The 23,341-nt window shown below is 74.9% G+C and carries 19 protein-coding genes; 14 read left to right on the top strand and 5 right to left on the bottom strand.

Annotated elements, in window-relative coordinates:
• Positions 1-8: 8 nt before the first annotated feature.
• From Q2K16_RS05905 to Q2K16_RS05890, 4 genes are read left to right on the top strand one after another with little or no spacing between them, the layout of a single operon-like run.
• Positions 9-953 (top strand): ABC transporter permease, encoded by a 945-nt coding sequence (locus Q2K16_RS05905; RefSeq protein WP_302744027.1) that lies wholly within the window; start codon positions 9-11, stop codon positions 951-953.
• On the top strand, positions 950-1,894 hold the full coding sequence (locus Q2K16_RS05900; protein ID WP_302744025.1) for an ABC transporter permease: 945 nt from the start codon (positions 950-952) through the stop codon (positions 1,892-1,894). Before Q2K16_RS05905 ends, Q2K16_RS05900 begins: the two co-directional genes overlap by 4 nt.
• Entirely contained in the window at positions 1,891-2,952 is a 1,062-nt protein-coding gene (locus tag Q2K16_RS05895) for an ABC transporter ATP-binding protein (protein ID WP_302744024.1), read from the top strand. Before Q2K16_RS05900 ends, Q2K16_RS05895 begins: the two co-directional genes overlap by 4 nt.
• Positions 2,949-3,968, top strand: coding sequence for an ABC transporter ATP-binding protein (locus Q2K16_RS05890; protein WP_302744023.1), 1,020 nt, complete (start codon positions 2,949-2,951; stop codon positions 3,966-3,968). The genes Q2K16_RS05895 and Q2K16_RS05890 overlap by 4 nt, the downstream gene beginning before the upstream one ends.
• A gap of 9 nt (positions 3,969-3,977) precedes the next feature.
• Here the strand turns inward: Q2K16_RS05890 and Q2K16_RS05885 are convergent, their stop codons facing one another.
• Positions 3,978-6,347 carry an adenylate/guanylate cyclase domain-containing protein gene (locus tag Q2K16_RS05885; protein ID WP_302744021.1) on the bottom strand — a complete coding sequence of 790 codons (2,370 nt, stop codon included), beginning with the start codon at positions 6,345-6,347 and terminating at the stop codon, positions 3,978-3,980.
• Between the two features lie 192 nt (positions 6,348-6,539).
• On the opposite strand from Q2K16_RS05885, the gene Q2K16_RS05880 reads away from it, so the two are divergent.
• The 5 genes from Q2K16_RS05880 (at position 6,540) to Q2K16_RS05860 (ending at position 14,001) form a co-directional block, all read left to right on the top strand.
• Positions 6,540-9,518: a helix-turn-helix transcriptional regulator gene (locus Q2K16_RS05880; protein WP_302744020.1), complete on the top strand. Its 2,979-nt coding sequence runs from the start codon at positions 6,540-6,542 to the stop codon at positions 9,516-9,518.
• Between the two features lie 116 nt (positions 9,519-9,634).
• The gene (locus Q2K16_RS05875) at positions 9,635-10,405 is read left to right on the top strand and encodes a DUF5995 family protein (RefSeq protein ID WP_302744019.1); all 771 of its coding nucleotides are present in this window, start codon (positions 9,635-9,637) and stop codon (positions 10,403-10,405) included.
• Between the two features lie 74 nt (positions 10,406-10,479).
• A complete protein-coding gene (locus Q2K16_RS05870) occupies positions 10,480-11,229 on the top strand; it encodes a phosphotransferase (RefSeq protein ID WP_302744018.1) in 750 nt (249 codons plus the stop codon).
• Between the two features lie 170 nt (positions 11,230-11,399).
• Entirely contained in the window at positions 11,400-11,810 is a 411-nt protein-coding gene (locus tag Q2K16_RS05865) for a hypothetical protein (protein ID WP_302744017.1), read from the top strand.
• 82 nt (positions 11,811-11,892) lie between these two features.
• Complete coding sequence (locus tag Q2K16_RS05860; protein ID WP_302744016.1) at positions 11,893-14,001, top strand: amino acid transporter; 2,109 nt, start codon at positions 11,893-11,895, stop codon at positions 13,999-14,001.
• A gap of 279 nt (positions 14,002-14,280) precedes the next feature.
• Here Q2K16_RS05860 and Q2K16_RS05855 read toward each other — a convergent pair whose 3' ends face one another.
• The 4 genes from Q2K16_RS05855 to Q2K16_RS05840 form a co-directional block, all read right to left on the bottom strand.
• Positions 14,281-14,487 (bottom strand): hypothetical protein, encoded by a 207-nt coding sequence (locus Q2K16_RS05855; RefSeq protein ID WP_088647540.1) that lies wholly within the window; start codon positions 14,485-14,487, stop codon positions 14,281-14,283.
• Between the two features lie 196 nt (positions 14,488-14,683).
• Entirely contained in the window at positions 14,684-16,000 is a 1,317-nt protein-coding gene (locus tag Q2K16_RS05850; RefSeq protein ID WP_302744015.1) for a hypothetical protein, read from the bottom strand.
• A gap of 205 nt (positions 16,001-16,205) precedes the next feature.
• Positions 16,206-16,553, bottom strand: a complete 348-nt coding sequence (locus Q2K16_RS05845; RefSeq protein WP_302744014.1) for a TcmI family type II polyketide cyclase — start codon at positions 16,551-16,553, stop codon at positions 16,206-16,208.
• Positions 16,550-17,434 (bottom strand): AfsR/SARP family transcriptional regulator, encoded by an 885-nt coding sequence (locus Q2K16_RS05840; RefSeq protein WP_302744013.1) that lies wholly within the window; start codon positions 17,432-17,434, stop codon positions 16,550-16,552. The genes Q2K16_RS05845 and Q2K16_RS05840 overlap by 4 nt, the downstream gene beginning before the upstream one ends.
• A gap of 356 nt (positions 17,435-17,790) precedes the next feature.
• On the opposite strand from Q2K16_RS05840, the gene Q2K16_RS05835 reads away from it, so the two are divergent.
• The 5 genes from Q2K16_RS05835 to Q2K16_RS05815 all read left to right on the top strand — a co-directional run bounded on the left by Q2K16_RS05835 (position 17,791) and on the right by Q2K16_RS05815 (position 23,226).
• Positions 17,791-18,498 (top strand): SRPBCC family protein, encoded by a 708-nt coding sequence (locus Q2K16_RS05835; protein WP_302744012.1) that lies wholly within the window; start codon positions 17,791-17,793, stop codon positions 18,496-18,498.
• Positions 18,491-18,895 carry a cupin domain-containing protein gene (locus Q2K16_RS05830; RefSeq protein ID WP_302744011.1) on the top strand — a complete coding sequence of 135 codons (405 nt, stop codon included), beginning with the start codon at positions 18,491-18,493 and terminating at the stop codon, positions 18,893-18,895. The genes Q2K16_RS05835 and Q2K16_RS05830 overlap by 8 nt, the downstream gene beginning before the upstream one ends.
• Positions 18,892-20,160, top strand: a complete 1,269-nt coding sequence (locus Q2K16_RS05825) for a beta-ketoacyl-[acyl-carrier-protein] synthase family protein (protein WP_302744010.1) — start codon at positions 18,892-18,894, stop codon at positions 20,158-20,160. The genes Q2K16_RS05830 and Q2K16_RS05825 overlap by 4 nt, the downstream gene beginning before the upstream one ends.
• 35 nt (positions 20,161-20,195) lie before the next feature.
• Complete coding sequence (locus tag Q2K16_RS05820; RefSeq protein WP_302746381.1) at positions 20,196-21,440, top strand: beta-ketoacyl synthase N-terminal-like domain-containing protein; 1,245 nt, start codon at positions 20,196-20,198, stop codon at positions 21,438-21,440.
• A 394-nt stretch (positions 21,441-21,834) separates the two neighbouring features.
• Entirely contained in the window at positions 21,835-23,226 is a 1,392-nt protein-coding gene (locus tag Q2K16_RS05815) for a class I adenylate-forming enzyme family protein (protein WP_302746380.1), read from the top strand.
• The last annotated feature ends 115 nt before the right edge of the window (positions 23,227-23,341 follow it).

Genomic DNA, 23,341 nt, shown 5'->3' with positions numbered 1-23,341 from the left:
GGGGCGAGGTGGGACGCTTCGTCCTGCGGCGGCTGCTCCAGTCGGTCGTCGTCCTGCTCGGGGTGACCCTGGTGGTCTTCCTGCTGCTGCAACTGGTCCCCGGCGACCCGGTCCGGGTCTCCCTCGGCACCCGCTTCGACCAGCAGACCTACGACGCGCTGCGGGAACGCTCCGGGCTGGACCGCCCGCTGGCGGTGCAGTACCTCAACTACGTAGGCAACGCGCTCACCGGTGACCTCGGCGTCAGCTTCCGCAGCGGCCAGCCGGTCACCACGATCGTGCTGGAACGGCTGCCCGCCACCCTGTCCCTGGCGGTGACCGCCGTGCTGCTCGCCCTGCTCGTCGCCTTCCCGCTCGGGGTGCTCGCCGCGGTGCGCAGCGGTTCGTTCGTCGACCACGCCGCCCGCGTGTTCAGCCAGTTCGGCGTCTCCGTCCCCGACTTCTGGATGGGCATCATGGGCATCCTGCTCTTCGCCGGGGTGCTCGGCTGGCTGCCCCCGTCGGGGTACGTGGCGCTCACCGACGACCCGGTGGGCTGGGCGGCGCACGTGGCGTTGCCCGCCGCCGCCGTCGGCCTGGTCACCGCCTCCATCCTCACCCGGTTCATCCGGTCCTCGGTGCTGGAGGTGCTCGCCGAGGACTACGTCCGCACCGCCGAGGCCAAGGGCCTGCGCCGCCGGGTGGTGGTCGTCCGGCACGTGCTGCGCAACGCGCTGATCCCGGTGGTCACCGTGGTCGGGGTGCAGCTGGCCAGCCTGGTCGGCGGGGTGATCGTGATCGAGGTGCTGTTCGCCTGGCCGGGTGTCGGCCGGCTCACCTACGACGCCGTCCAGGCCCGGGACTATCCGGTGCTGCAGGGCGCGGTGCTCTTCGTGGCCACCCTGTTCCTGCTGATGAACCTGCTGGTGGACGTCCTCTACGCCCGCCTCGACCCGAGGATCACGCTGCGATGAGCGCCGGGGACCGGGCGTCGCCCCCCGCCGCCCCGCCGCCGGTCGACGACCGCCCGTCGGCGACGGCCGTCGAGGCGGGCGCCCTGCGCCGTGCGCTGACCGCGCTGCGGCACGACCCGCCGGCCGTCGCCGGTACGGTGGTGCTGCTGGTCCTGCTGGTCGTCGGGCTGGCCGGGCAGTGGCTCGCGCCGGCCGGGATCAACGACGTGGACGTCGACGAGATGCTGCGCCCACCCAGCGGCGCGCACCCGTTCGGCACCGACGAGTTGGGCCGCGACGTGCTCAGCCGGGTGCTGGTGGCGGCCCGGGTGTCGTTGCAGGTGGGCGTGGTCAGCGTCGGCATCGCCCTGGCCGTCGGGGTCACCGTCGGCCTGCTCGCCGGCTGGTACGGCGGCTGGACGGACAACGTGCTCATGCGCGGCATGGACGTGCTGTTCGCGTTCCCGGTGCTGCTGCTCGCCGTGGCGATCGTCGCGGTCCTCGGCCCGGGGCTGGTCACCGCGACGACCGCCATCGGGGTGGTCTACACCCCGATCTTCGCCCGGGTGACCCGGGCCGGCGTGCTCGCCGTACGGGAGCAGGTCTTCGTCCGGGCCGCCGTCTCCATCGGCACCTCCGACCTGCGGATCCTGCGTCGGCACGTGCTGCCCAACATCGCCGCCCCGCTGATCGTGCAGACCTCGCTGTCGTTGGCCTTCGCGATCCTGTCCGAGGCGGCGCTGTCCTTCCTCGGGCTGGGCGTCCAACCCCCCGCGCCGGCCTGGGGCCGGATGCTCTACGACGGGCGCGGTTTCGTCACCGACGCGTGGTGGCTGGGGTTCTTCCCCGGTGCGGCGATCTTCCTGACCGTGCTGGCGTTCAACCTGGTCGGTGACGCCCTGCGTGACGTGCTCGACCCCCGTCAGCTCACCGTCAGCGAAGCTCGCAGGAGCACCCGATGAGCGGACCCGCCGTACCGTCGCCCCGGGTCGCCGGGGACGCGGCGGTGCTGGAGATCAGCGACCTGACGGTCACCCTCGGCACCCGCAACGGCCCGGCCCGCGCGGTCGCCGGAGTCGACTGGTCGGTGGCCCCCGGCGAGACCCTCGCCCTGGTGGGGGAGTCCGGCAGCGGCAAGAGCATGACGGTGCTCGCCGCCACCGGGCTGGCCCCGCGCTCCGCCACCGTCACCGGCCGGGTACGGCTGCTGGGCCGGGACCTGACCGGCATGTCCGGGTCGGACCGTCGCCGGTGGCGGGGCCGGCACGTCGGCTTCGTCTTCCAGGACCCGATGACCACCCTCAACCCGGTGCTGACCGTCGGCCGGCAGGTCGCCGAGGCGTGCGAGGAACACCTCGGGATGAGCCGGCGGCAGGCCCGTTCCCGCGCCGTCGAGCTGCTCGACCTGGTCGGCATCCCCGCGCCCGGGCGGCGGGTGGACGCCCACCCGCACGAGTTCTCCGGCGGGATGCGGCAACGGGTCGTCATCGCGATGGCCCTGGCCTGCGAACCGGCCCTGCTCATCGCCGACGAGCCGACCACCGCGCTGGACGTCACCACCCAGGCGCAGATCGTCGAACTCGTCGCCGACCTGCGCCGCCGGCTCGGCACCGCGGTCGTCTGGATCACCCACGACCTCGGGGTGGTGGCCGGGATCGCCGACACCGTCGCGGTGATGTACGGGGGACGGATCGTCGAGCAGGGCCCGGTCGACGCGGTCTTCGTCGCGCCGGGGCACCCGTACACCCGGGCCCTGCTGGCGGCCCGGCCCCGGCCCGGCACGGCGGGGGAGGAGCTGGCGGCGATCCCCGGCGTGCCGCCCAGCCCGCTTGACCTGCCGCCCGGGTGCGCGTTCTGGCCCCGCTGCCCGGTGCGCGGGGACGACCGCTGCGCCCACGAGCTGCCGCCGCTGGTCCCGATCGCCCCCGCCCACCGGGTGCGCACCTTCTACCCCGCCGCCGCTGCCGGGTCCCGGCCCGCCGGGGACGACCCGGGCCCGGCCACCCCGGAGGACCGATGAGTACGGAAACCATCGCCGAACTCGACGACCTCACGGTCTGGTTTCCCAGCCCCGGCGGCCCACCGGTGCGGGCGGTGGACGGGGTGTCGCTCACCGTACGGTCGGGCGAGACCCTGGGGCTGGTGGGGGAGTCCGGCAGCGGCAAGTCCACCACCGGCCTGGCGCTGCTGCGGCTGGTGGCCCCGACGGGCGGCCGGATCGTCGTCGGCGGGCAGGACGTCACCGGCTGGTCGCGTCGCCGGCTGCGCGGGCTGCGCCGCCGGGTGGCCATGGTGTTCCAGGACCCGCAGGCGTCGCTGGACCCGCGTCGCACGGTCGGCGCGAGCATCGCCGAACCGCTGGTCGTGCACCGGCTGGCCCGCTCGGCCGACGCCCGCCGGCACCGGGTCGCCGAGCTGCTCGACCTGGTGGGCCTGCGGCCGGAGACGGCCGGCCGGCACCCGCACGAGCTGTCCGGCGGCCAACGCCAGCGGGTCGGCATCGCCCGCGCGTTGGCCGGGGAACCCGACCTGATCGTCCTCGACGAGCCGATCGCGTCGCTCGACCTGAGCGTGCAGGCGCAGATCATGAACCTGCTGCGGCGGCTGCAACGGGACCTCGGGCTCACCTACCTGTTCATCGCGCACGACCTGGCCGCCGTGGAACACCTCAGCGACCGGATCGCGGTGATGTACCTGGGCCGGATCGTGGAGACCGGCACCCCGGCGCAGCTCTGGCGGGAACCGGCGCACCCGTACACGGCGGCGCTGCTGTCGGCGGTCCCGGTGGCCGACCCCCGGGTGGAACGGGACCGGCGGCGGATCATCCTCACCGGTGACCCGCCCAGCCCGACCGATCCGCCGAGCGGCTGCCGGTTCCGCACCCGCTGCCCGCAGGCCCGCCCCGCCTGCGCCGAGACCGACCCGCCCCCGGTCGAGGTGGGCCCCGGCCACCGGGCCGCGTGCCTGTTCGCCGGGGAGGCGGTACGCGCCATGCGCGTGGTCCCGCCCGCCCCGGTCACCGAGACGCCCCGGTAGGGCGGCGGGTCAGGCGGCGCGCGGTAACGGTACGGCGGGAGGCGGCATCCCCTCCCCACGTCGTCTTCGCCCGGTCGTCGGTCGCGCAGCAGCGCCGACACCTGCCGGTCGGGGCGGCAGCAGCACGACGACGGCCAGTCGCCGGCCGGCCCGGCCCGACCGGGCCGGCAGCGCCGACGGACGTCCGGCCACGGCCGCCGTCCACCCCGGCCGCCCGTCCTCGGTGCCGCCGGACCTCCGGCGTCGCTCGTGCGGCCGGACGGCCCCGGGGAGGGCCGTTGGCTGCCGAACTCCCCGGTCGGGTACTCCGTCACCCGTGGGCAGGCTGCGCAGGAGGTGGCCGCCCACCCCGGCGGCGGCAGCCGTCCGACCCGCCCCGGGCCACTGCCCGGCGGCCCCCGCCCGGTGCGTCCCTGCGCCCTGTCCGGCGGACCCCGCGCGGTGGGCCCCGGCGACCCGACCGGCGGGCCCGACGCGGTGGACCTGGTCCACCGCGCGGGTGACCCCGGCCCGCCGGCCCGGTGCGGCCCGGTGCACGGGTGCCACCCGCCCCGAGATCCCGGCCCGCCCGGTCATGCCGGTCGACCGGACGGCCCCGGCCCGCGCGGCGGTCCCGGCCAGTCCGGCGGACGCGGCCCGGCGGATGAGATCGGCGCGGACCGAGCGGAGCAGCCGGTCGGCCGCGCAGCGGCGCAGGGCCGGGTCGGCGACCACCAGCCCGCCCCGGGTCGAAGGCTCCAGGAGCCCGGCGTCGGTGAGCCGGCGCAGCGCCCGGGCGGCCCGCTCCGGTGCCCAGTCGAGCAGCACGGCCACGACCGGCGCGGTGACCGGGACGTCGAGCGTCGCAGCGGCCATCAGCACCGCCCGGTGGACACCGTCGCACCGGTCCAGCCGGGCGGCGGCGCGGCGGCGCAGCGACTCGGGCAGCGCCGGCTCCACCGCCGGACCGGCGAGAGGATCACCGCCCGTGCCCGGGCGGGACATCGCCTCGACGTAGGCGGCGGCGTGGCCGGGCCGGCCGGCGACCAGCGGCAGCAGCCGGGCGGCGGCCCCGGCCGGCCGGCCGGAGCCGGCGAGCAGCCGGCGCAGCAACCGGCCGGTGTGGAGGGCGTCCAGCGGGGCCAGCTCGACCCGGTGCCTGTCGACCGGCGCGGGCAGCGGGTCCGTTCGGTCCGGCCGGTGGGTGGCCAGCACCGCCAGCGGCAGTCCCCGGTCGGTCGCGGCGGTGAACAGCGAGTGCAGGAACCGCCCCAGCGCCGGGGCCGCCCGGTCCAGGTCGTCCACGCCGACCACCACCGGCCGGTGGGCGGCCAGGGCGAGCAGGACCCGGCGTACCGCCGCCGCCCCGGCGACCGCCGACCGGTCCGGGGCGTCCAGCAGCGCGGCGAGCGCCGCCACGGTCGGCCCCACCTGACCCGCCGGGACCAGCCCGTCGACCAGGGCGGCCAGCCGGGGGCGGACCGCGCCCGCCGGGTCGCCGGCGGGCAGCCCCGCCAGGTCCCGCAGCAGCTCCGCGACCGGCCCGAACACCTGCTCCGGGTACGGCGGGCAGTGCGCCACCGCCCAGCGCACCGCCCGGCCGTCGACCGCGGGCAGCCGGTGGCGCAACTCGGCCAGCAGCCGGCTGCGGCCGATCCCGTCCGGGCCGGTGAGGGCCACCCACCGTGGACGATGCTCCCGGGCCGCCCGGGTGAGCTGGTCCAGGGCGGTGGCGACCTCCCGGCGTCGACCGATCAGCGGGCCGTCGTGCCGGGCCGGCCGGTGGCGGGCCGGGCGGGTGACCCGCCAGACGTCCACCGGCAGTGTCTTGCCGGTGAGGCTGGCCGGGGCGAGGGCGTGCTGGTCGACCAGGCCGGCGGTGGCCCGGTGGGTGGCCGCGCAGACGACCACGCCGCCCGCCGGGGCGTACTCCTGGATGCGGGCGGCGGTGGTGAGGACCGCGCCGGAGGCCATGCCGTGCCCGCCGTCGCGGGCGGCGGCCAGGTCGACCACCGCCTCGCCGGTGGCGACACCGACCCGGACCCGCAGCGTCACCCCGCCGGGCAGCGTCCGCCGGTCCAGCGCGGCCTGGATCTCCAGGGCCGCCCGCACCGCCCGGTAGCCGTCCAACCCGTCGGAGGTACGCGCCCCGAACAGCGCCATCACCGCGTCGCCGACGTACTTCTCCACCGTGCCCTGCCAGCGGCGCAGCACCCCGGCGACGGTGTCGAAGTAGGCGAACTGCACCGCCCGGACGTCCTCCGGGTCGAGCCGTTCGGTCAACGCGGTCGACCCGACGATGTCCGCGAAGAGCACGGTCAGCGTGCGCCGTTCCTGCGGCACCGGCCAGGGCGTAGTGGTGGCGTCCTCCCGACCGGTACCGACCGTGGGCAGTGGCATCCCACCCACCCCTTTCCTCCGCGGTGCTGCCGTCGACGACGATCGGAGACTGTCACCACCGGGCTGACGGGGGATCTGCCGAACGACGTATGTCGGCCGGTCGCCACCTTTAGTCGCAATGTCGACGCGAGAGGTACCAATGCCGGATCGAGCCCGTAGAACGGTGCGGGGACCTGTGACTAGGCTGCGGACATGGCCAGCGATGTGGACACCGCACCGCTCGTCGGCCGCGCCGACCAGCTGGCGGTGCTGCGCGCCGCGCTCCACGACGAGATCGGCCCCGGGCAGACCGCCGCCGTCTTCGTCACCGGTGAGAGCGGGGTGGGCAAGACCCGGCTGCTCACCGAGGCTGCGGCGCGGCTGCGGGACGCGGGAGCGGTGGTGCTCACCGGCTCCTGCCTGGACATCGGCGACGCCTCCCCACTGCACCCGGTGCTCCAGGCGCTACGCCGCTTCGACGCCGACCTGACCGCCGGCCAGGCCCGCACCTCGTCGGCGGTGCGGGGTCTGCTGCGGACGTTCGCCGAGGACAGCGGCGGGGCGGACAGCGCCGGGGCGCTGCTGGAACGGGTCTCCCGGGGGCTGAGCCTGATCGCCGAGGGCCGTCCGCTGGTGCTCGTCCTCGACGACCTGCAGTGGGTGGACCGGACCACCCGGCAACTCCTGCTCTATCTGCTCGCCGGCCTGGGCGACCTGCAGCTGTCGGTGCTGGCGGCGGTGCGGGCCGAGTCGTTGCAGGGCGCCCACCCGCTGCGCCGGGTGCTCACCGAGCTGCGTCGGCTGCGGTCGGTGCGGGTGCTCGATCTGGGCCCCCTCGACCGGGCCGGCACCGACCTGCTGGCCGCCGAGATCGTCGGTGCGCCGCTCGCCCCGGAGGCCGCCGAGCAGGTCTGGCAGCGCAGCGGCGGCAACCCGTTCGTGGTCGAGGAACTGGCCCGTGACCTGCGCGACGGTCGTGACGGGCTGTCCGACACCCTGCGCGAGATCTTCCTGTCCCGGGTGGACGCGCTGCCCCGGCACGCGCACGCCGCGGTGCACGCGGTGGCGGCGGGCGTCGAACCGGTCGAGCACTGGCTGCTGGCCGAGGTGCTCGGCCTGCCCGAGGCGGAACTCATCGAGGCGCTGCGGGAGGCGGTCGCCCACCGGCTGCTCGTCGGCGCGGACGACGGCTACCGGCTGCGGCACCGGCTGGTCGCCGAGGTGCTCGCCCACGAGCTGCTCCCGGCGGAACGTGCCGGCCTGCACCGCCGCTACGCCGAGGCGCTCACCCAGGTGCCGGCGGAACTGCACCAGGCCCGGCTGGCCCACCACTGGCGGCTGGCCGGTGAACCAGGTCGGGCCCTGCCGGCGGCGATGGCCGCCGCCCGGGAGGCCGAACGGCTGCACGGTTTCGCCGAGGCGCACCGGCACTGGACGGCGGCGTTGCAGCTGGCCGCGACGCCTGTCACCGGCCCGGTGGACGCCCCACCCGAGGTGGACCGGGCGGTGCTGCTGGAGCGGGCCGCCGAGGCCGCCCACAAGAGCGGCGAGCACGCCCGCGCGCTGTCCCTGCTGGCCGAGCGGACCGGGGGCGAGCCACTCGACCCGTCCTGCGCGGTGCGCATCCAGCGGGCCCGTTACCTGGCCGCCGCCGGCCGGTCCGCCCCCGCCGAGGCGGAGTACCGCAGCGTGCTGGAGGCCGCCGAGTGCACCGCCCGGGAACGGGCCAACGCCGCCGCCCGGCTGGCCGAGCTGCTGCTGCACCTGGGCCGGTACGCCGACGCCGGGCAGCGCGCCCGGGAGGCCCTGGAACTGGCCGCCTCGGTCGACGGCAGCACCACGGAGGTGGTGCTGGCCAGCTCCGCGCTGGGCTTCAGCGAGGCGTTCCTGGAGGACCCGGACGCCGGGCTGGCCGTGGTGCGCCGGGCCCTGGAGACCGCCGAACGCTCCGGCGGTCCGGAGGACGTGGCCTGCGCGTACCTGCACCTGGCGGAGCTGTTGACCGGGCCGCTGAACATCCTGGAGGAGGGGGTGGTGGTGGCCCGCCGGGGTGCCGAGCGGGTCGCCGAGCTGGGCCTGGGCCGCACCTACGAGACCCGGTTGCTGGCGATCGCCACCAACGGGCTGTTCCGGGTCGGCCAGTGGGCGGAGGCGGAGAAGGTGGTCGCGGCGGCGCTGCGGCACCGTCCGTCCGGTGCCGACGCGGTCGAGCTGCTGCTGGCCCGCTGCCGGCTCTCCGTCGGGTACGGCGACGTCGAGGCCTCCGACCGGGACCTGGAGGCGGTGGCGACGATGCTCGCCGGCGGTGGCGCGCCCCGGCACGTGCTGCCGATGCTGATCCTGCGGGCCGGGCTGGCGATGTGGCAGGGCCGGCACGACGTGGCCCGGCAGGCCGTGCAGCGGGGCCTGACCGAGAGCCGCTCCGACGACGTGGTGCTGCTGGGCACGCTGGCCTGGCACGGGCTGCGCGCGGAGGCGGAGGCGCACGCGAGCCGTACCGTGGCGGTCGACGAGACGGCGGTCCGGCGGCTGCGTGACGCGGTCGACCGGGTGGCGGCCAAGAGCGCGACGGCCGCCGGGCCGGTGCGGGTCAACGCCGACGGCTTCCTGGCGTTGTGCACGGCCGAGCTGAGCCGCCTCGACGGCCGGGGCGACCCGGACGCCTGGGCCCGGTCGGCGGCCGAGTGGGACAAACGGAACCACCCCTACCCGGCGGCCTACTCCCGGCTACGGCAGGCCGAGGCGTTGCTGGCGCGGCGCAGCCGCAGCAGCACGGCGACCACCCTGCTGCGGCAGGCCCACGAGATGGCGTCGAGCCTGGGCGCGGTGCCGCTGACCAGCGAGATCCGGACGCTGGCCGGCCGGGCACGGGTGGAGTTGGCCGGGGCGGGGCGGGGCCGGACGGCCCGTACGGGCGGTGCCCGGTCGCCGGGCGCGGGCCGCAGCCGCGCCGCCGCGGCGGGGGAGACCGTGACCGCCCCGCCGGGTGCCGACGAACTGGCCCTGCTGACCGCGCGGGAACGGGAGGTGCTCGCCGCGGTGGCCGAGGGGCTGACCAACAGGGAGATCGGTCAGCGGCTGTTCATCAGCGAACGCACCATCGGCGTGCACGTGTCGCACATCTTCGACAAGCTCCAGGTGCGGACCAGGGTCCAGGCCAGCGCCATCCACCTGCGTAACCGGGGCGAGTGAGCGTACGTCCGGCGCGGACGAATACGTCGTTCTACTGATCCCCGCGGTGGCCGGCGCTGACAGGCTGTGCACCGGAAACGACGGCGCGGCGCTGCCCCGACCACTGCGGAGGAGACATGACGGAACCGGTCTGGGGGCCCGTCCACGCGGACATCGTCGATCTCCTCGCCGACCACCCGGAGGACGTCCCGGCGGTGGTCGACCACCTCACCAAGCTCCAGGACCTGCTGGTCCGGCTGCCGCCGCTGGAGCAGAGCTGCCCGCTCGCCGACTTCAACCGGCTCTACCTGGCCATCACCAGCCGGGTGCTGGAGGGGCTCTACGACGACTACTTCGCCGACCCGGTGTTCCTGTCCCGGCTCGACGTGGAGTTCGCCGCCCGCTACTTCGACGCGATGCGGCTGTGGACCGAGTCCAGCCCGACCACCCCGCGCGCCTGGTCGTGCCTGTTCAAGCGGATGCGCGGCCCGGACGCCCGGCCGTTGCCGTCGGCGGCGGCGGGGGTGAACGCGCACATCAACTTCGACCTGCCGTTCGCCCTGGTGACCACGTTCGACCACCTGGAGTCCGAGCCGGTGGACGGCACCGAACAGCACCGCGACTACCTGAAGATCAACGACATCTTCGCCGACAAGATCCCGTCGCTGCGGCGGGGTTACCTGGAGCGGTGGCAACTGCTGCTGGACATGCTCAACGGCGACATCGACGACTGGTACCAGGGCGAACTGGTCGAATACACCAGGGACGTGGCCTGGCGCAACGCGCAGAAGATCTGGCGTTGCCGGCACGACCCGCAGGCCCGCGACGGCGAGCGCACCCGGCTGGACGACAATGCCGCGGCGCTCGGCCGGCTGCTGCTGTCACCGCTGGGGGCGTTCCTGCAGTAGCAGCCGGGACGGGGGGTCCCCGCGCCTCGGGAAACCGAGGCGCGGGGACGCGTCCGTTGCGCCAGGATGACCGGATGCGTCCGACCGAGGAACCGCTGCCCGGCAACGTCACCACCGGCGTGGTGCGGGTCGGTGACACCGTCCGCCGGCCGGTCGGCCCGTGGACCGACGCCGTCGACGCCCTGCTGACCCACCTGCACGCCGTCGGCTTCGACGGCGCGCCCCGGCCGCTGGGCCGCGACGGGCAGGGCCGGCAGGTGCTGGAGTACGTGCCGGGGGAACCGGGCCACCCCTCGGGGCGGTACCCGACCGCAGAACTGCCCTCGATCGGCCGGCTGCTGGCCGACCTGCACCGCGCCACCGCCGGTTTCGTACCCCCCGAACCGGCCCGCTGGCAGGTGCCGATCCGCCCCGACGGCACGGACCTGCTCTGCCACCACGACCCGGCGCCGTGGAATCTGGTCCGCGCCCCGCGCGGTTGGGTGCTGATCGACTGGGACGGCGCCGGCCCCGGCACCCGCCGCTGGGAGTTGGCGTACGCCGCGCAGGCCATGGCCGGGATGCGCCCCGACCGGCCGGTGCCCGACTCGGCCCGCCGGCTGCGCGCCCTGGTCGACGGGTACGACCTGCCGGCGGCGGAACGTCCCGCGCTCGCCGCGACGCTCGGCCTCCGGGCACGGGCGATGTACGACCTGCTGTGCGACGGCGCGCGGCGTGGCGTGCAGCCCTGGGCCCGGATCCACGCCGAGGACGGCCCCTACTGGCGGGCCGTCGCCGGCCACCTGTCGGCCCACGTCGACGATTGGACCCGCGCCCTGGCGTGACCCCGCGAACCGGCGGCAGCCCGCCCCGGCCGGCCCGGGGGCGGCGCGCCCGCTCCGGCTGGCGGCACCCGCCGGCCGGGGTGCCGGCCGACCGACGCCGTGCCGGTCGGCGGTCCGCGTGTGGCCCGGCCGGCGGGTGTCGGACGGCCCGTCCCGGGTACCCGTCGGTCATGCCCGCACACCGGTTCGCGTTCCGGTTCGACCCGACGTTCCGGGTGCCGTTGGCGCTGCTCGGCATCCGACCACAGACCTGCGCCGTGCTGCTCGACGACGCGGAACTGGTGATCCGGTTCGGCCCCTGGCGGCTATGGACCGGCCGGGCGAACGTGGTCGACGCCCGGCGCGGCGGGCCGTTCCGGTGGTGGCGGGCCGTCGGGCCACACCTGTCCCTGGCCGACCGGGGGGTCACCTTCGGCACCGGCACCACGGCCGGGGTGTGCCTGCGGTTCGGCACGCCGGTGCCGGGGCTGGCCCCCGGCCGGTGGCTGCGCCATCCGGCGGCCACCGTCACGGTGACCGACCCGGACGCCCTGCTGGCGGCCCTGCGCCGTACCCCGGCCGACCGGCACCGTCCCGCCTGACCCCCGGCTTCCCCTGTTCCGGCCGGCCGGACCGCCTCCAGCGCCTACCGTCGGGGGCAGGGGACACGAGGGCGGTCGGCGGATGGCGGACGGGCGGGACGGGACGCGGGGACGGCGGACCCGGGAACGACGGGGGAGCGCGCCGCCGCCGGGGCATGGGCGGGCGCTGCGCGAGGCCCGGGACGCCGGCCAGGGCGAGCGCACCCGACCCGGGCCGGTGGGCCTGCCGGAGTGCGTGAACAGTCACGCCCGGCCGGCCCGGCCCGGTGGCGCGCTGCGCCGGTGGCTGTTCGCGTACCGGGTGCAGCCGGTCGGCCCGGAGACCGAGGAGGGCAGCCAGCGCCGGCACCCCTGGTGGCAGGTGATGTGCCTGACCGGGGTCGACTACTTCTCGACGCTGTCCTACCTGCCGGGCATCGCGGCGTTGGCCGCCGGGGCGCTCTCCCCGCTGGCCACCCTGCTGATCGTGGCGCTGACCCTGCTCGGGATGCTGCCGATGTACCGGCGGGTCGCCCGGGAGAGCCCGCACGGGCAGGGGTCGGTGGCGATGCTGGAGCGGCTGCTGCCGTTCTGGCGCGGCAAGATCTTCGTACTGGTGCTGCTCGGGTTCGTCGCCACCTCGTGGATCATCACGATCACCCTCTCCGCCGCCGACGCCACGGTGCATCTGCTGGAGAACCCGTACCTGCCGTCGTCGGCGCCGCACGGCGACGGGCTGGCCGTGCTGGTGACGGTGGCGCTGCTGCTCGTCCTCGGCGGGGTGTTCCTGCTCGGGTTCAGCGAGGCGGTGCTGGTGGCCGTACCCCTGGTGGTGGTCTTCCTCGGTCTCAACGCGGTGATCGTGGCCGACGGCCTGGCCGGGATCGCCGCCGACCCAGGTGTCGTGCGGAACTGGACGGCCACCCTGACCGCCGGGGGTGCCGGGGTGGGCGACCTGCTCGGCCCGGCGGTGCTGGCCTTCCCGCTGCTGGTCCTGGGCCTGTCCGGCTTCGAGACGGGGGTGAGCATGATGCCCCTGGTACGCGGGGCGGGCGAGGACCGCGCGCAGCGGCTGGCCGCGCGGATCCGCAACACCCGCCGGCTGCTCACCGCCGCCGCGTTGATCATGTCGGTGTACCTGCTGACCACCACGTTCGTCACCACCGTGCTGATCCCGCCCCGGGAGTTCCAGCCGGGCGGCGCGGCGAACGGCCGGGCGCTGGCCTGGCTTGCCCACGCCCGGCTGGGCGAGGGGTTCGGCACGTTCTACGACATCAGCAGCGTGTTGATCCTCTGGTTCGCCGGGGCGTCGGCGATGGCCGGCCTGATCAACATCGTGCCACGCTACCTGCCGTCGTACGGGATGGCGCCGGAGTGGGGTCGGGCGGTCCGGCCGGTGGTGCTGGTCTACACCCTGATCAGCGTCGTCATCACCGTCGCCTTCCGGGCCGACGTCAACGCCCAGGCCGGCGCGTACGCCACCGGCATCCTGGCGATGATGGTCTCCGGCGCGGTGGCGGTGACCATCGCGACCGTCCGGGCCCGGCACCGGTTCGCCGCGTCCGGCTTCGCGGTGCTCACCGCCGTGCTGCTCTACGCGCTGGTCGAGAACGTCATCGAGAAGCCCGACGGGCTCGCCATCTCCGGCATGTTCATCGCCGGCATCGTGGTGGTGTCGCTGGTCTCCCGGATCACCCGGACCACCGAGCTGCGGACCGAACGGATCGAGTTCGACGAGCCGGCCCGGCGGTTCGTCACCGAGTCGCTGGCCCGTGACGGCCGGCTGAACCTGATCGCCAACAAGCGGGACACCGGCGCGCTCAAGGAGTACCGGGTCAAGGAGCGGGCGCAGCGGGGCATGAACCCGGTGCCGGGCGCCTCCGACGTGCTCTTCCTGGAGATCGACGTGGTGGACCCGTCGGAGTTCAGCCAGGTGCTGTGGGTGCACGGGGTCGAGGTCGGCGGCTTCCGGGTGCTGCGGGCCAGCAGCCCGGCGGTGCCGAACGCGATCGCCGCCATCCTGCTGGCGCTGCGCGACGGTACGGGCGTCCGCCCGCACGCCCACTTCGAGTGGTCCGAGGGCAACCCCATCGCCCACCTGCTGCGCTACCTGATCCTCGGCCGGGGCGACACCCCACCCGTGGTCCGCGAGATCATCCGCAAGAGCGAACCCGACCCCTCCCGCCGCCCCGGCATCCACGTAGGCGCCTGACCCACCCCCACCCACCCCGGCATCCCCGCCCGGCTTTCCCCGGTGATCAAGAAGTTTCCGTCACCGGAGCGCATGTTTTCTGACCGGAACTTCTTGGTCACCGCATGACGACCGTCGATGAGTGGGTGAGGAGGGGCGAGGAGGGGTGTGGGATGGGTTCCTAGGAAGGTTAGGGGGTGTGGGTGGCGCGGCGCGGCGGAGACTGTGGGTGGGGTGATCCGGAGCGGACATGATGCGGCCCGCGCCCCGAGGGGTGGGCGCGGGCCGGGGAGATGCGGTTTACTTCGACGGCTCGGGGAGCTTGCAGTCGACCTTCGGGTTGGCGCCGATGTAGTTGAGCGGCCCGGCCACGATGGTCACCAGGATCGTGCCGGCCTCGGCACAGTTGGTGTCGTCGTTCCCGTAATAGCCGCGCTGACCAGCGGCGATAGCGCCGATGACCAGCCAGATGACGACGATGACTCCGAGGATCGACGAACCGCGCATGGGGGTGCCTCCCGGGCTTGTGTGATGTTCGAGGTGACGCCCATGTACCCAACGGCCGGGACCGGGTAAACGGTATTCCGGAACGGTCAGCGCGATGGTGCCCGATTCGCCGACCGAGGGCCTGCGCGTACCCGGGGCCGACGGGGGCCGGCGGACACGTCTGACACGTGTCCGCCGGCCCCCGTCGGCCGGCAGATCAGTCCTGGCTGTCGCCGCCGTTCGGCGTCGGCAACACCCGGTCGGCCTCGGCGCCCGCACCGGCCAGCACCTGCGCCTGCTGCGGCCAGGTGGCCAGGCTCGCGGTGGCGCGCAGCCCGGCCGCGCGGATCGTCTCCCGCAGGCTCGTCTCGTCGAGCGCGGCGAGCTGCCGGTAGCTGCGGATGCCGGCGGCCTGGAGCGCGGCGGCCATCTTCGGACCGACCCCCTGGATGCGCCGGAAGTCGTCCACCGGCTCGTCCTGCGCCGCCGCGACCTCGGCGTCGGGGGCACCCTGCGTAACCGGGACGCTGTCCGCGACCGGGACACTGTCCGGAACCGGGACGGTGTCGGCGTCGGGGGTACGTTGCGTCGGGATCACCGGCTCGGCGGCGACCGGGGCGTCGTCCACGTCGGCCGCACGCGGGGGGGCGTGCTCGGGCACGCCGGCCGGCTCGGCCTCCGGGACGCCGGCCGGCTCCGCCGCAGCGACGGCGGCCGTCGAACCGGCGACGCCGGCCGGGGCCGGTTCGTCAACCGGGGCCGGCTCGTCCACCACGGTCGGCTCGGTGGCCGGGGTCGGCTCGTCAACTGCGGTCGGCTCGGCGGCCGGGGTGACGTCCGATGCCGTGACCGGGGCCGCAGCGGCCGGTGCCGGGTCCACCGGGGCCGGCTCCGGCAGGTCGGCCGCCGCGCTGTCCGGGGTGTCCTCGACGGTGGCCCGGGGCGCGGGGACCGGCGTGGTGGTCTCGTCGGTGCCACCGCTGGCGGGCCCGTCGTCCGGGGTGGTACGGCCGGTCAGGTCGAGGGTGGTGGGTTCGTCCGCGAGGTCCGGCAGCGGGGCGGTGCGGTCGGCGGCGACCGCGCTGGACGTGCCGTTGACGGCGACGTCCTCGACGGCGGGAGCGGTGGCCCCGGAGGCGGCAGAGGACTCGGACAGGGCGGACGACCCGGAGAGAGCGGCGGAGTAGGCGGAGTCGGCGGTGACGGAGTCAGGGGAGGTGGAGACAGCCGAGCCGGCAGAGGCAGGTGACCCGGTGGTGGTCGTGGTGGGGTGGTCGGCATCCGGCGCGACGTGCGGGGTGGGTTCGTCGACGACGGCGGCGGGTGCCGGGGAGTCGTCGACCGTGGCGGCCGGGCGCGGGGCGTCGATCGTGGCGGCGGCCTTCTCCTCGGGGGAGAGCCCGACCACCGGGTCGCCCTCCACGATGGGCGCGGCGGCGGTCGGCTTCGGCCGTCCCCACAGCGCCCAGCCCCCGGCCAGGCCCACCAGCAGGGCCAGGATCACGACGAGCCACTGCCCGACAGTCGACGGCACGGCTACCTCCCTATTGCGTATGTCGTTGAAGTCGCGAGGAAAACGCGAGAACCCGCCGCAGCTTTGCACACGCGAATGTCGGACGACAGGGAGGACCACACCTCGTTGCGTAGGTGGAATGTCCGGTGTCGGGCGGTATCGACGTCACGACAGGGTGTCGTCGTCGGGCGTCGGTGATACTGGTCTGGGCCGTGACGGCGGCGGTTCAGCGCAGCGGCTCCGGGCTGGGCGCGTCGGAGACGTCCCAGCTGTAGAAGCAGCCTGCCGGCGCGTCCCGGGGAGACCGCCAGGTCGGCAGGTACGCCGACGTGTGGGCCGACAACCGTTCGTTGGTCCGCTGGTACAGCGGGTGCTGGCGGGCGGTGACCAGGGTGTCGACGTCCACCTCGATGGTTTCCATCAGGTGTACGCACAGGTCGTGCAGGCGGTACAGGGAGCGGTGGCGCAGCCCGGTGAGTCCGGGTAGTTCGGTCGCGTCGGCTTCGGCGAAGATCTGGGCGACCCGCCCCTCCGCGCCGGGAATGATCCTGCTGACGATCACCAGACGGCTCATCGGACCCCTCTCGCCGGTGGCGCGCCCCGATCGGTCCAGGGCTCACGGTGGGTCCACCCTGGCGGCGGGGCTGTCACCTGGTCGTCACGCCGCCCGGCCGGATCGTGACGGCGGGCGGCCGGGGTGCGGCGGGTGGCCTGCCGGATCGGGGCGAGGGTCTCGTCGACCAGGGCGCACATCGCGGGGGAGGGTTCCAGTCGCAGTTCCCGCATGAGCAGGTCCCGGTAGACGTAGAAGGCGTGCACCGCCTCGAACGCGTTGCCCTCGGCGAGGTGGATGCGTACCACCAGGCGGTGCGGGGTCTCCCGGAGCGGCTCGGCGGCCATCGCCTCCAGGGCGGCCTGCAACGCCTCGCCGTGCCGGCCGGCGTCGAGGTGGTCGACGGCGAGCTGTTCCAGCATGTGCAGCCGGAGTTGGCGTAGCCGTTCCCGGTCCAGCAGCACCCAGTCGTCGTACCAGCCGGGGAGCAGGTCGCGGCTGCCGGCGGCGAGCGTCTCGGCGGCGGCGCGCGGGTCACCCCCGTCGCGGACCCGGGCGGCGGTGGCGACCAGGTCGTCCACGTCGAGCCGGACCGCCGGGTCGAGGCGGACGGTGTCACCGCTGACCAGCAGTGGGCAGCAGGGGTCCTGGCGCAGTCGCCACAGGGCGGTCCGCAGGGACGACAACGCCCGTTCCTCGGGCACCTCGGGCCAGAGCAGCCCGGCCAGGTTGCTGCGGGTGGCGCCGGGGCGCAGCCCGATCAGGGCGATCACCCGTTGCAGCCCCCGGGGGACCACCACGGGGGTGTTGCCGTGCAGCAGCCGGAAACCGCCGAGCAGATGCAGGCGTACCGGCGGTTCGGCCGGAACGTCGCTGGTCGGCGTGCTGGCATGACCGGTCACGGGCGCACCCCCTGCACGGAAACCTGGGTCCAGATCGTCCGGTGTCCCGACGCGGTTCCCCGCGACGCCGTGGCCGGTTCACTGCGCGGCCGAGCCGGGCCGGCCGGCACGAACACTACCAATATGATTACTCTCGGTCAACGAGAGTGTAGGCATGGTGACGGGGGGCGAATCGCCCCTGATCTGCGAACCTCCATCACAATGGACAGCTCGCGCATAGCCGGTACACAGTCTGCGTCAACGCACCGTCACCACGATGCGGGGGTGTTGCGGGTCGGCGGGTGACGCCCGGGTGACGGGTCCGGCCGCACGGTAACGGCTACCGGGGTGAGTCGCCCGGTGGAGGAGGACCCGAGATGACCGTCACCCACGGCCGACCGCTGACCAGCGAGATCACCGAGATCCTGGTGACCCGCTGCGGTCTCGACGCCGACGCCGCTGCCCGCGCGCCCGCCGCCAGCCTGGAGGAACTGGGCATGGACTCGCTGGCGCTGCTGGAACTGTCCGCCGTGGTCGCCGACCGCTGGCGGGTACGCATCCCCGAACAGGCCGGGCAGCTCAGCATCGCCGGCGTCGCCGACTTGGTGGCCGACGCCGGACCGGCCGGGCACACCGAGAACAGCATCCTCATCGCCGCCCCGCTGGCGCTGGTCTGGGAGATCACCAACGACGTGGCCCGCTGGACGGACCTGTTCACCGAGTACGCGGTGGTGGAGATCCTGCACCGGGAGGGGGACACGGTCCGGTTCCGGCTGACCATGCACCCCGACGAGAACGGCATCTCGTGGAGCTGGGTCAGTGAACGTACCGCCGACCCGGCGACCTGGCAGGTGCGGGCCCGGCGGGTGGAGACCGGACCGTTCGAGTACATGCGCATCCACTGGTACTACGACACCGAACCGGAGGGCACCCGGATGACCTGGGTGCAGGACTTCGCGATGAAGCCGTCCGCCCCGGTGGACGACGCGGCGATGACCGACCGGATCAACACCAACAGCCGGGTGCAGCTGGCTGTGATCAAGGAACGGATCGAGCGGGTGTACGCGGGAGGCGGCGATGAGTGAGGTCACCACCGGTCTGGTCGCCGCCCGGGACGTGCCGGCCGACCGGCGGCGCGGCGGGGAGCTGCGGGTGCTGCTCGGCCCGCGTACCGTCGGCAGCACCTCGGGGTTCATGGGGGTCGTGACGGTGGCTCCCGGTGACCGGGTCACCGAGCACTACCACCCGTACAGCGAGGAGTTCCTCTACCTGGTGCGGGGTGCGATCACCGTCGACCTGGACGACGAGCCGGTGCCGCTGGCCGCCGGGGAGGCGCTGTTCGTGCCGCGCAACGTGCGGCACCGGCTGCGCAACACCGGCGACGCCCCCGCCGAGGTGGTCTTCCACCTCGGGCCGCTCGCCCCCCGCCCGGAACTCGGCCACGTCGACACCGAGCTGGTCGAGCAGCGGGGTCCGTCGTGACCGGGCGACGTGCCGTGGTGACGGGTGTCGGGGTGGTCGCCCCCGGCGGGGTCACCCGGGACCGGTTCTGGAAGACCCTCACCGAGGGGCGGACGGCCACCCGGCGGATCAGCTTCTTCGACCCGTCGCCGTACCGGTCGCAGATCGCCGCCGAGTGCGACTTCGACCCGGACGCCGCCGGGCTCACCCCGGCGCAGCGGCAACGCTCGGACAGGTACGTGCAGTTCGCGCTGGCCTGCGCGGCGGAGGCGCTGGCCGACAGCGGCCTCGACCTGACCGACGCCGAGCGGGACGTCGCCGGGGTGGTGCTGGGCACCGCCGTCGGCGGCACCACCGCCCTGGAGCAGGAGTACGTCCGGGTCAGCGACGCGGGCCGGCACTGGCTGGTCGACCACGCCCTCGGTGGGCCGTACCTCTACCAGGCGCTGGTGCCGAGCAGCCTCGCCGCCGACGTGGCCTGCCGGCACGGGCTGCGCGGCCCGGCGCAGGTGGTCTCCACCGGCTGCACCTCCGGCATCGACGCCATCGGCTACGCCCACCAGCTCGTCGTCGACGGGGAGGCGGACGTCGTGCTGGCCGGCGCGGCCGACTCGCCGATCTCCCCGGTCACCGTCGCCTCGTTCGACGCGATCCGGGCGACCAGCCCGGACAATGACGACCCGGGGCACGCCAGCCGCCCGTTCGACGCGCACCGGCAGGGTTTCGTGCTCGCCGAGGGGGCGGCGGTGCTGGTGCTGGAGGAGTGGGAGCACGCCCGGCGGCGCGGCGCGCACGTCTACTGTGAGGTCGCCGGCTACGCCGGCCGCAGCAACGGCTTCCACATGACCGGGCTGCGGCCCGACGGGGTGGAGATGGGGCTGGCCATCGCGGCGGCGCTGCGCGAGGCCCGGCTGGACCCGGCGGCGGTCTCCTACGTCAGCGCGCACGGTTCCGGCACCCGGCAGAACGACAGGCACGAGACGGCGGCGTTCAAGTGGTCGCTGGGCCATACCGCGTACCGGGTGCCGGTGAGTTCGATCAAGTCGATGGTCGGGCACTCGCTGGGCGCGATCGGCGCCATCGAGATGGCCGCCTGCGCCCTGGCCATCGAGTACGGGGTGGTGCCGCCGACGGCCAACTGGACGACCCGGGACCCGGAGTGCGACCTGGACTACGTGCCGAACGTGGCCCGGGAGACCCCGGTGGACGTGGCGTTGTCGGTGGGCAGCGGGTTCGGGGGGTTCCAGTCCGCGATGCTGTTCCGCCGGCTGGCGGTGACGCGGTGACGCTCCCCGCCCCCGCCGTCACCCCGGGTGAGCAGGTGCGGGCGGTGGTGACCGGGATCGGGGTGGTCGCGCCCAGCGGCATCGGCGTCGACGCGCACTGGCGGACGGTGACCGGGGGCATCCGGCGGACCGGGCCGATCACCCTGTTCGACCCGACCGGTTACCCCACGAGGGTCGGTGGCGAGGTTCCCAATTTCCACCCGGCGGCGTACGTCGACACCCGGCAGCTCGTGCAGACCGACCGCTGGACCCAGCTCGGTTTCGCCGCGACCGCGCTGGCGCTCGCCGACGCCGGTCTGCCCGCCCGCGCCCCGGACCCGTACGCCTGGGCGGTGACGCTGGCCAGTTCGTCGGGGGGGAACCTGTTCGGGCAGCGGGAGCTGCAACGGCTCTGGGGCGGGGCGAGCCGTACCGTCGGGGCGTACCAGTCGATCGCCTGGTTCTATGCGGCGAGCGTCGGGCAGCTCTCCATCCACCACCAGTTCAAGGGACCGTCGGGGGTGCTGGTCGCCGAGGCCGCCGGTGGGCTGGACAGCCTGGCGCACGCGGTGCGCACCATCCGGCGGGGCACGTCGGTGGTGATCGCCGGGGCGACGGAGTGCCCGCTGAGCCCGTACGCGCTGGCCTGTCAGCTCCGCTCCGGGCTGCTCAGCGCCGTCGACGAGCCGGCGGCGGCGTACCGGCCGTTCGACCGGGCGGCTGGCGGGTACGTGCCCGCCGAGGGGGGTGCGGTCTTCGTGGTGGAGGAACGGGGGCACGCCCTGGTCCGGGGTGCCCGGATCTACGGGGAGGTGACCGGCTGGGCGGCCACCCACGACGCGGTGCACACCGGCCCGGACACCGCAGGCGACCCGGCGACGTACGCGCGGGCGATGCGGCTGGCGTTGGCCCGCGCCGGCAGCACGCCCGACGAGGTGGACCTGGTCGTGCCCGACGCGCTCGGGGTGCCCCGCTACGACCGTAGCGAGGCGACGGCGCTGCGGACGGTCTTCGGTGACCGGCCGCCGCCGGTGAGCACCCACAAGTCGTTGACCGGCCGGGCCCACCAGGGTGGGTCGGCCCTGGACGTGGCGACCGCGCTGCTCGCCTTCCACCACGACACGCTGCCCGCCTCGGCCGGCCCGGTCGATCCGGCTCCCGGCTGCGAGTTGGGCTTCCTGCGTGCCCCGCGTCGGCCCGAGCGTCGGGTGGCGCTGGTCTGCGCGCGTGGCTTCGACGGCTTCAACAGCGCCCTGGTGCTCCGGGGCGTCGTTCCGACGCCGAGGAGCGCCACCGACTGACCACTGTGCGTCACGCCCGAGGGGTGTGCCCGGCCGACAGGACTCTGCCCGCCGGGCACACCCCTGTCCGCACCCGACGGCGTCGCGTGCGACGGACCGCCGACCGTCCATGGTGACCGGTGCTGACCAGGGGCGGGGCACCACCGAGCCGCCCGGTTCCCCGTCGGAGGGTCGGGCACGGCGAAGCCGCCGGTGGTGTCGCGGGCCGGCGCACGCGCCCGATCCTGCCCGTCCGATCGAGCGGCGGCAATCCGGCCGGCCGCCCTTTATGATCTAGCCATTCGCATCTAGTAATGGTCTTCCGGGCTGTCGTAGGGTGCCGTGAGCACGCCAAGAGACATCATTTATGGGCGCTTTCGCCCGATTCTATGCTGGACGGTGGCCGGCGGTGACCATGTATCGCCCGACGGAAGATCCTGCGGCGCAAGACCCCGGTTGGGTGGACGACGTGTTGTTCGCCGGCCCTGCGGCCGACGTTTGTCTCCGGCTGCCCGAGCCGGTGGACCGGGGCACCCTGCACCGCCTGGTCGTCGCGGCACAGGACCGGCTCCGCGCGGCGGGGCTGCGTCCCGGCGGGGCCGTCGCGCTGCGCCTGCCACCATCGGTGTCCTATGTGGTCAACCTGCTGGCCACCTGGCGCAGCGGCGGTCAGGCCGTGCTGCTCGACCACCGGCTCACCGACCACGAGGTCGACCGGGCGCTGCGCCGGCTCACCCCGCAGGTGGTCGTCGCCCCGGCCCGAACCGGTGGTGGCGCGCTGAAGGTCTTCCTCGACGTCACCGAGAGCGTCACCCCCTACGCCGACCGTCCGGCGGTCAGCGGACACGCCGTGATCCAGCTCAGCTCCGGCTCCACCGGACCGTCCAAGGTGATCGGACGCACCGCCGCCGACCTGGTCGCCGAGGTGCACCGTTACACCCGCATCGACGGGGTCGCGCTGCCCGGCGAGCGGATCATCCTGCTGCCGTCTATGGTGCACGTGCTCGGCCTGGTCGGCGGCCTGCTCTACGGCCTGCACGCCCACGTCGAGCTGATCCCGCCGGAGCGGCTCGGCGGCGACGCCGTGCTGGCCGCGATCGCCGCCCAGGACACCCCGGCCACCGTGCTCGGCGTGCCGTTTCACATCGGTCTGCTCGCCTTCACCCGCCCCGACCGGCCGCTGCCCCAGTTCAAGCGGATGACCACCGGCGGGGAACTGGTCCCGCCGGCCGTCGTGCAGGCGTTCACCGACCGACACGGCGTGCCCCTGGGCAACATGTACGGGATGACCGAGGTCGGCGTCATCGGCACCGACCTGCACGGGCGGCACCGGCCGGCCATCACCCCCGCCCCCGGCATCGAGGTCCGCGAGTCCGACGGTGAGCTGCTGATCAGCTGCCCCGCGTCGCCGTACGTCGGGCTCAGCGACCCCACCCGCTGGGCCGACGGATGGCTGCGCACCCGCGACGCCGGCACCGTCGACCCGGACACCGGCCTGGTCACCGTCCGGGGCCGGCTCGACTCGCAGGTCTCCGTCGGGGGCCTCAAGGTCGACCTCACCGAGGTCGAGGCCACCCTCACCGGCCTGCCCGGGGTGGCCGCCGCCGTGGTCGCCTACGACGACGGGATCACCGCGTACGTGCAGCCCGACGGGCCGCTGTCCGAGGAGGAACTGGACAAGCTGCTCGCCGAGCGGCTGGCCGGCTACAAACGTCCCCGCACCCTGCACCTGGTGGCGCAGCTACCGCGTACCACCACCGGCAAACTGGTCCGCTCGCTGGACGTGCTGCGGACGGCGGTGCCGTGACCGGTCCGCTCCACCCCGCCCACCGGCCGGCCCCCGCGGACCGCAGCCGGGGCGTCCCACCGCGTACCCACCGGCCGACCGTCGGTGGCGCGCCCGAACCACCCCCGCACGGTGC

It is taken from the genome of Micromonospora cynarisoli, assembly GCF_030518815.1.
GTDB classification, from domain to species: domain Bacteria; phylum Actinomycetota; class Actinomycetes; order Mycobacteriales; family Micromonosporaceae; genus Micromonospora; species Micromonospora wenchangensis.
The sequence above is the reverse complement of the archived record's forward strand: the minus strand, read 5'-3'. Positions and strand labels throughout refer to the sequence as shown.

Excerpts from the sequence above, each read along its gene's own strand:
- Q2K16_RS05815 (WP_302746380.1), top strand. The coding sequence starts at position 21,835 with ATGTATCGCCCGACGGAAGATCCTGCGGCGCAAGACCCCGGTTGGGTG.
- Q2K16_RS05865 (WP_302744017.1), top strand. The coding sequence starts at position 11,400 with ATGCCCGCACACCGGTTCGCGTTCCGGTTCGACCCGACGTTCCGGGTG.
- Q2K16_RS05900 (WP_302744025.1), top strand. The coding sequence starts at position 950 with ATGAGCGCCGGGGACCGGGCGTCGCCCCCCGCCGCCCCGCCGCCGGTC.
- Q2K16_RS05885 (WP_302744021.1), bottom strand. The coding sequence starts at position 6,347 with ATGCCACTGCCCACGGTCGGTACCGGTCGGGAGGACGCCACCACTACG.
- Q2K16_RS05845 (WP_302744014.1), bottom strand. The coding sequence starts at position 16,553 with ATGAGCCGTCTGGTGATCGTCAGCAGGATCATTCCCGGCGCGGAGGGG.
- Q2K16_RS05880 (WP_302744020.1), top strand. The coding sequence starts at position 6,540 with ATGGCCAGCGATGTGGACACCGCACCGCTCGTCGGCCGCGCCGACCAG.
- Q2K16_RS05870 (WP_302744018.1), top strand. The coding sequence starts at position 10,480 with ATGCGTCCGACCGAGGAACCGCTGCCCGGCAACGTCACCACCGGCGTG.
- Q2K16_RS05890 (WP_302744023.1), top strand. The coding sequence starts at position 2,949 with ATGAGTACGGAAACCATCGCCGAACTCGACGACCTCACGGTCTGGTTT.
- Q2K16_RS05860 (WP_302744016.1), top strand. The coding sequence starts at position 11,893 with ATGGCGGACGGGCGGGACGGGACGCGGGGACGGCGGACCCGGGAACGA.
- Q2K16_RS05895 (WP_302744024.1), top strand. The coding sequence starts at position 1,891 with ATGAGCGGACCCGCCGTACCGTCGCCCCGGGTCGCCGGGGACGCGGCG.
- Q2K16_RS05875 (WP_302744019.1), top strand. The coding sequence starts at position 9,635 with ATGACGGAACCGGTCTGGGGGCCCGTCCACGCGGACATCGTCGATCTC.
- Q2K16_RS05835 (WP_302744012.1), top strand. The coding sequence starts at position 17,791 with ATGACCGTCACCCACGGCCGACCGCTGACCAGCGAGATCACCGAGATC.
- Q2K16_RS05855 (WP_088647540.1), bottom strand. The coding sequence starts at position 14,487 with ATGCGCGGTTCGTCGATCCTCGGAGTCATCGTCGTCATCTGGCTGGTC.
- Q2K16_RS05830 (WP_302744011.1), top strand. The coding sequence starts at position 18,491 with ATGAGTGAGGTCACCACCGGTCTGGTCGCCGCCCGGGACGTGCCGGCC.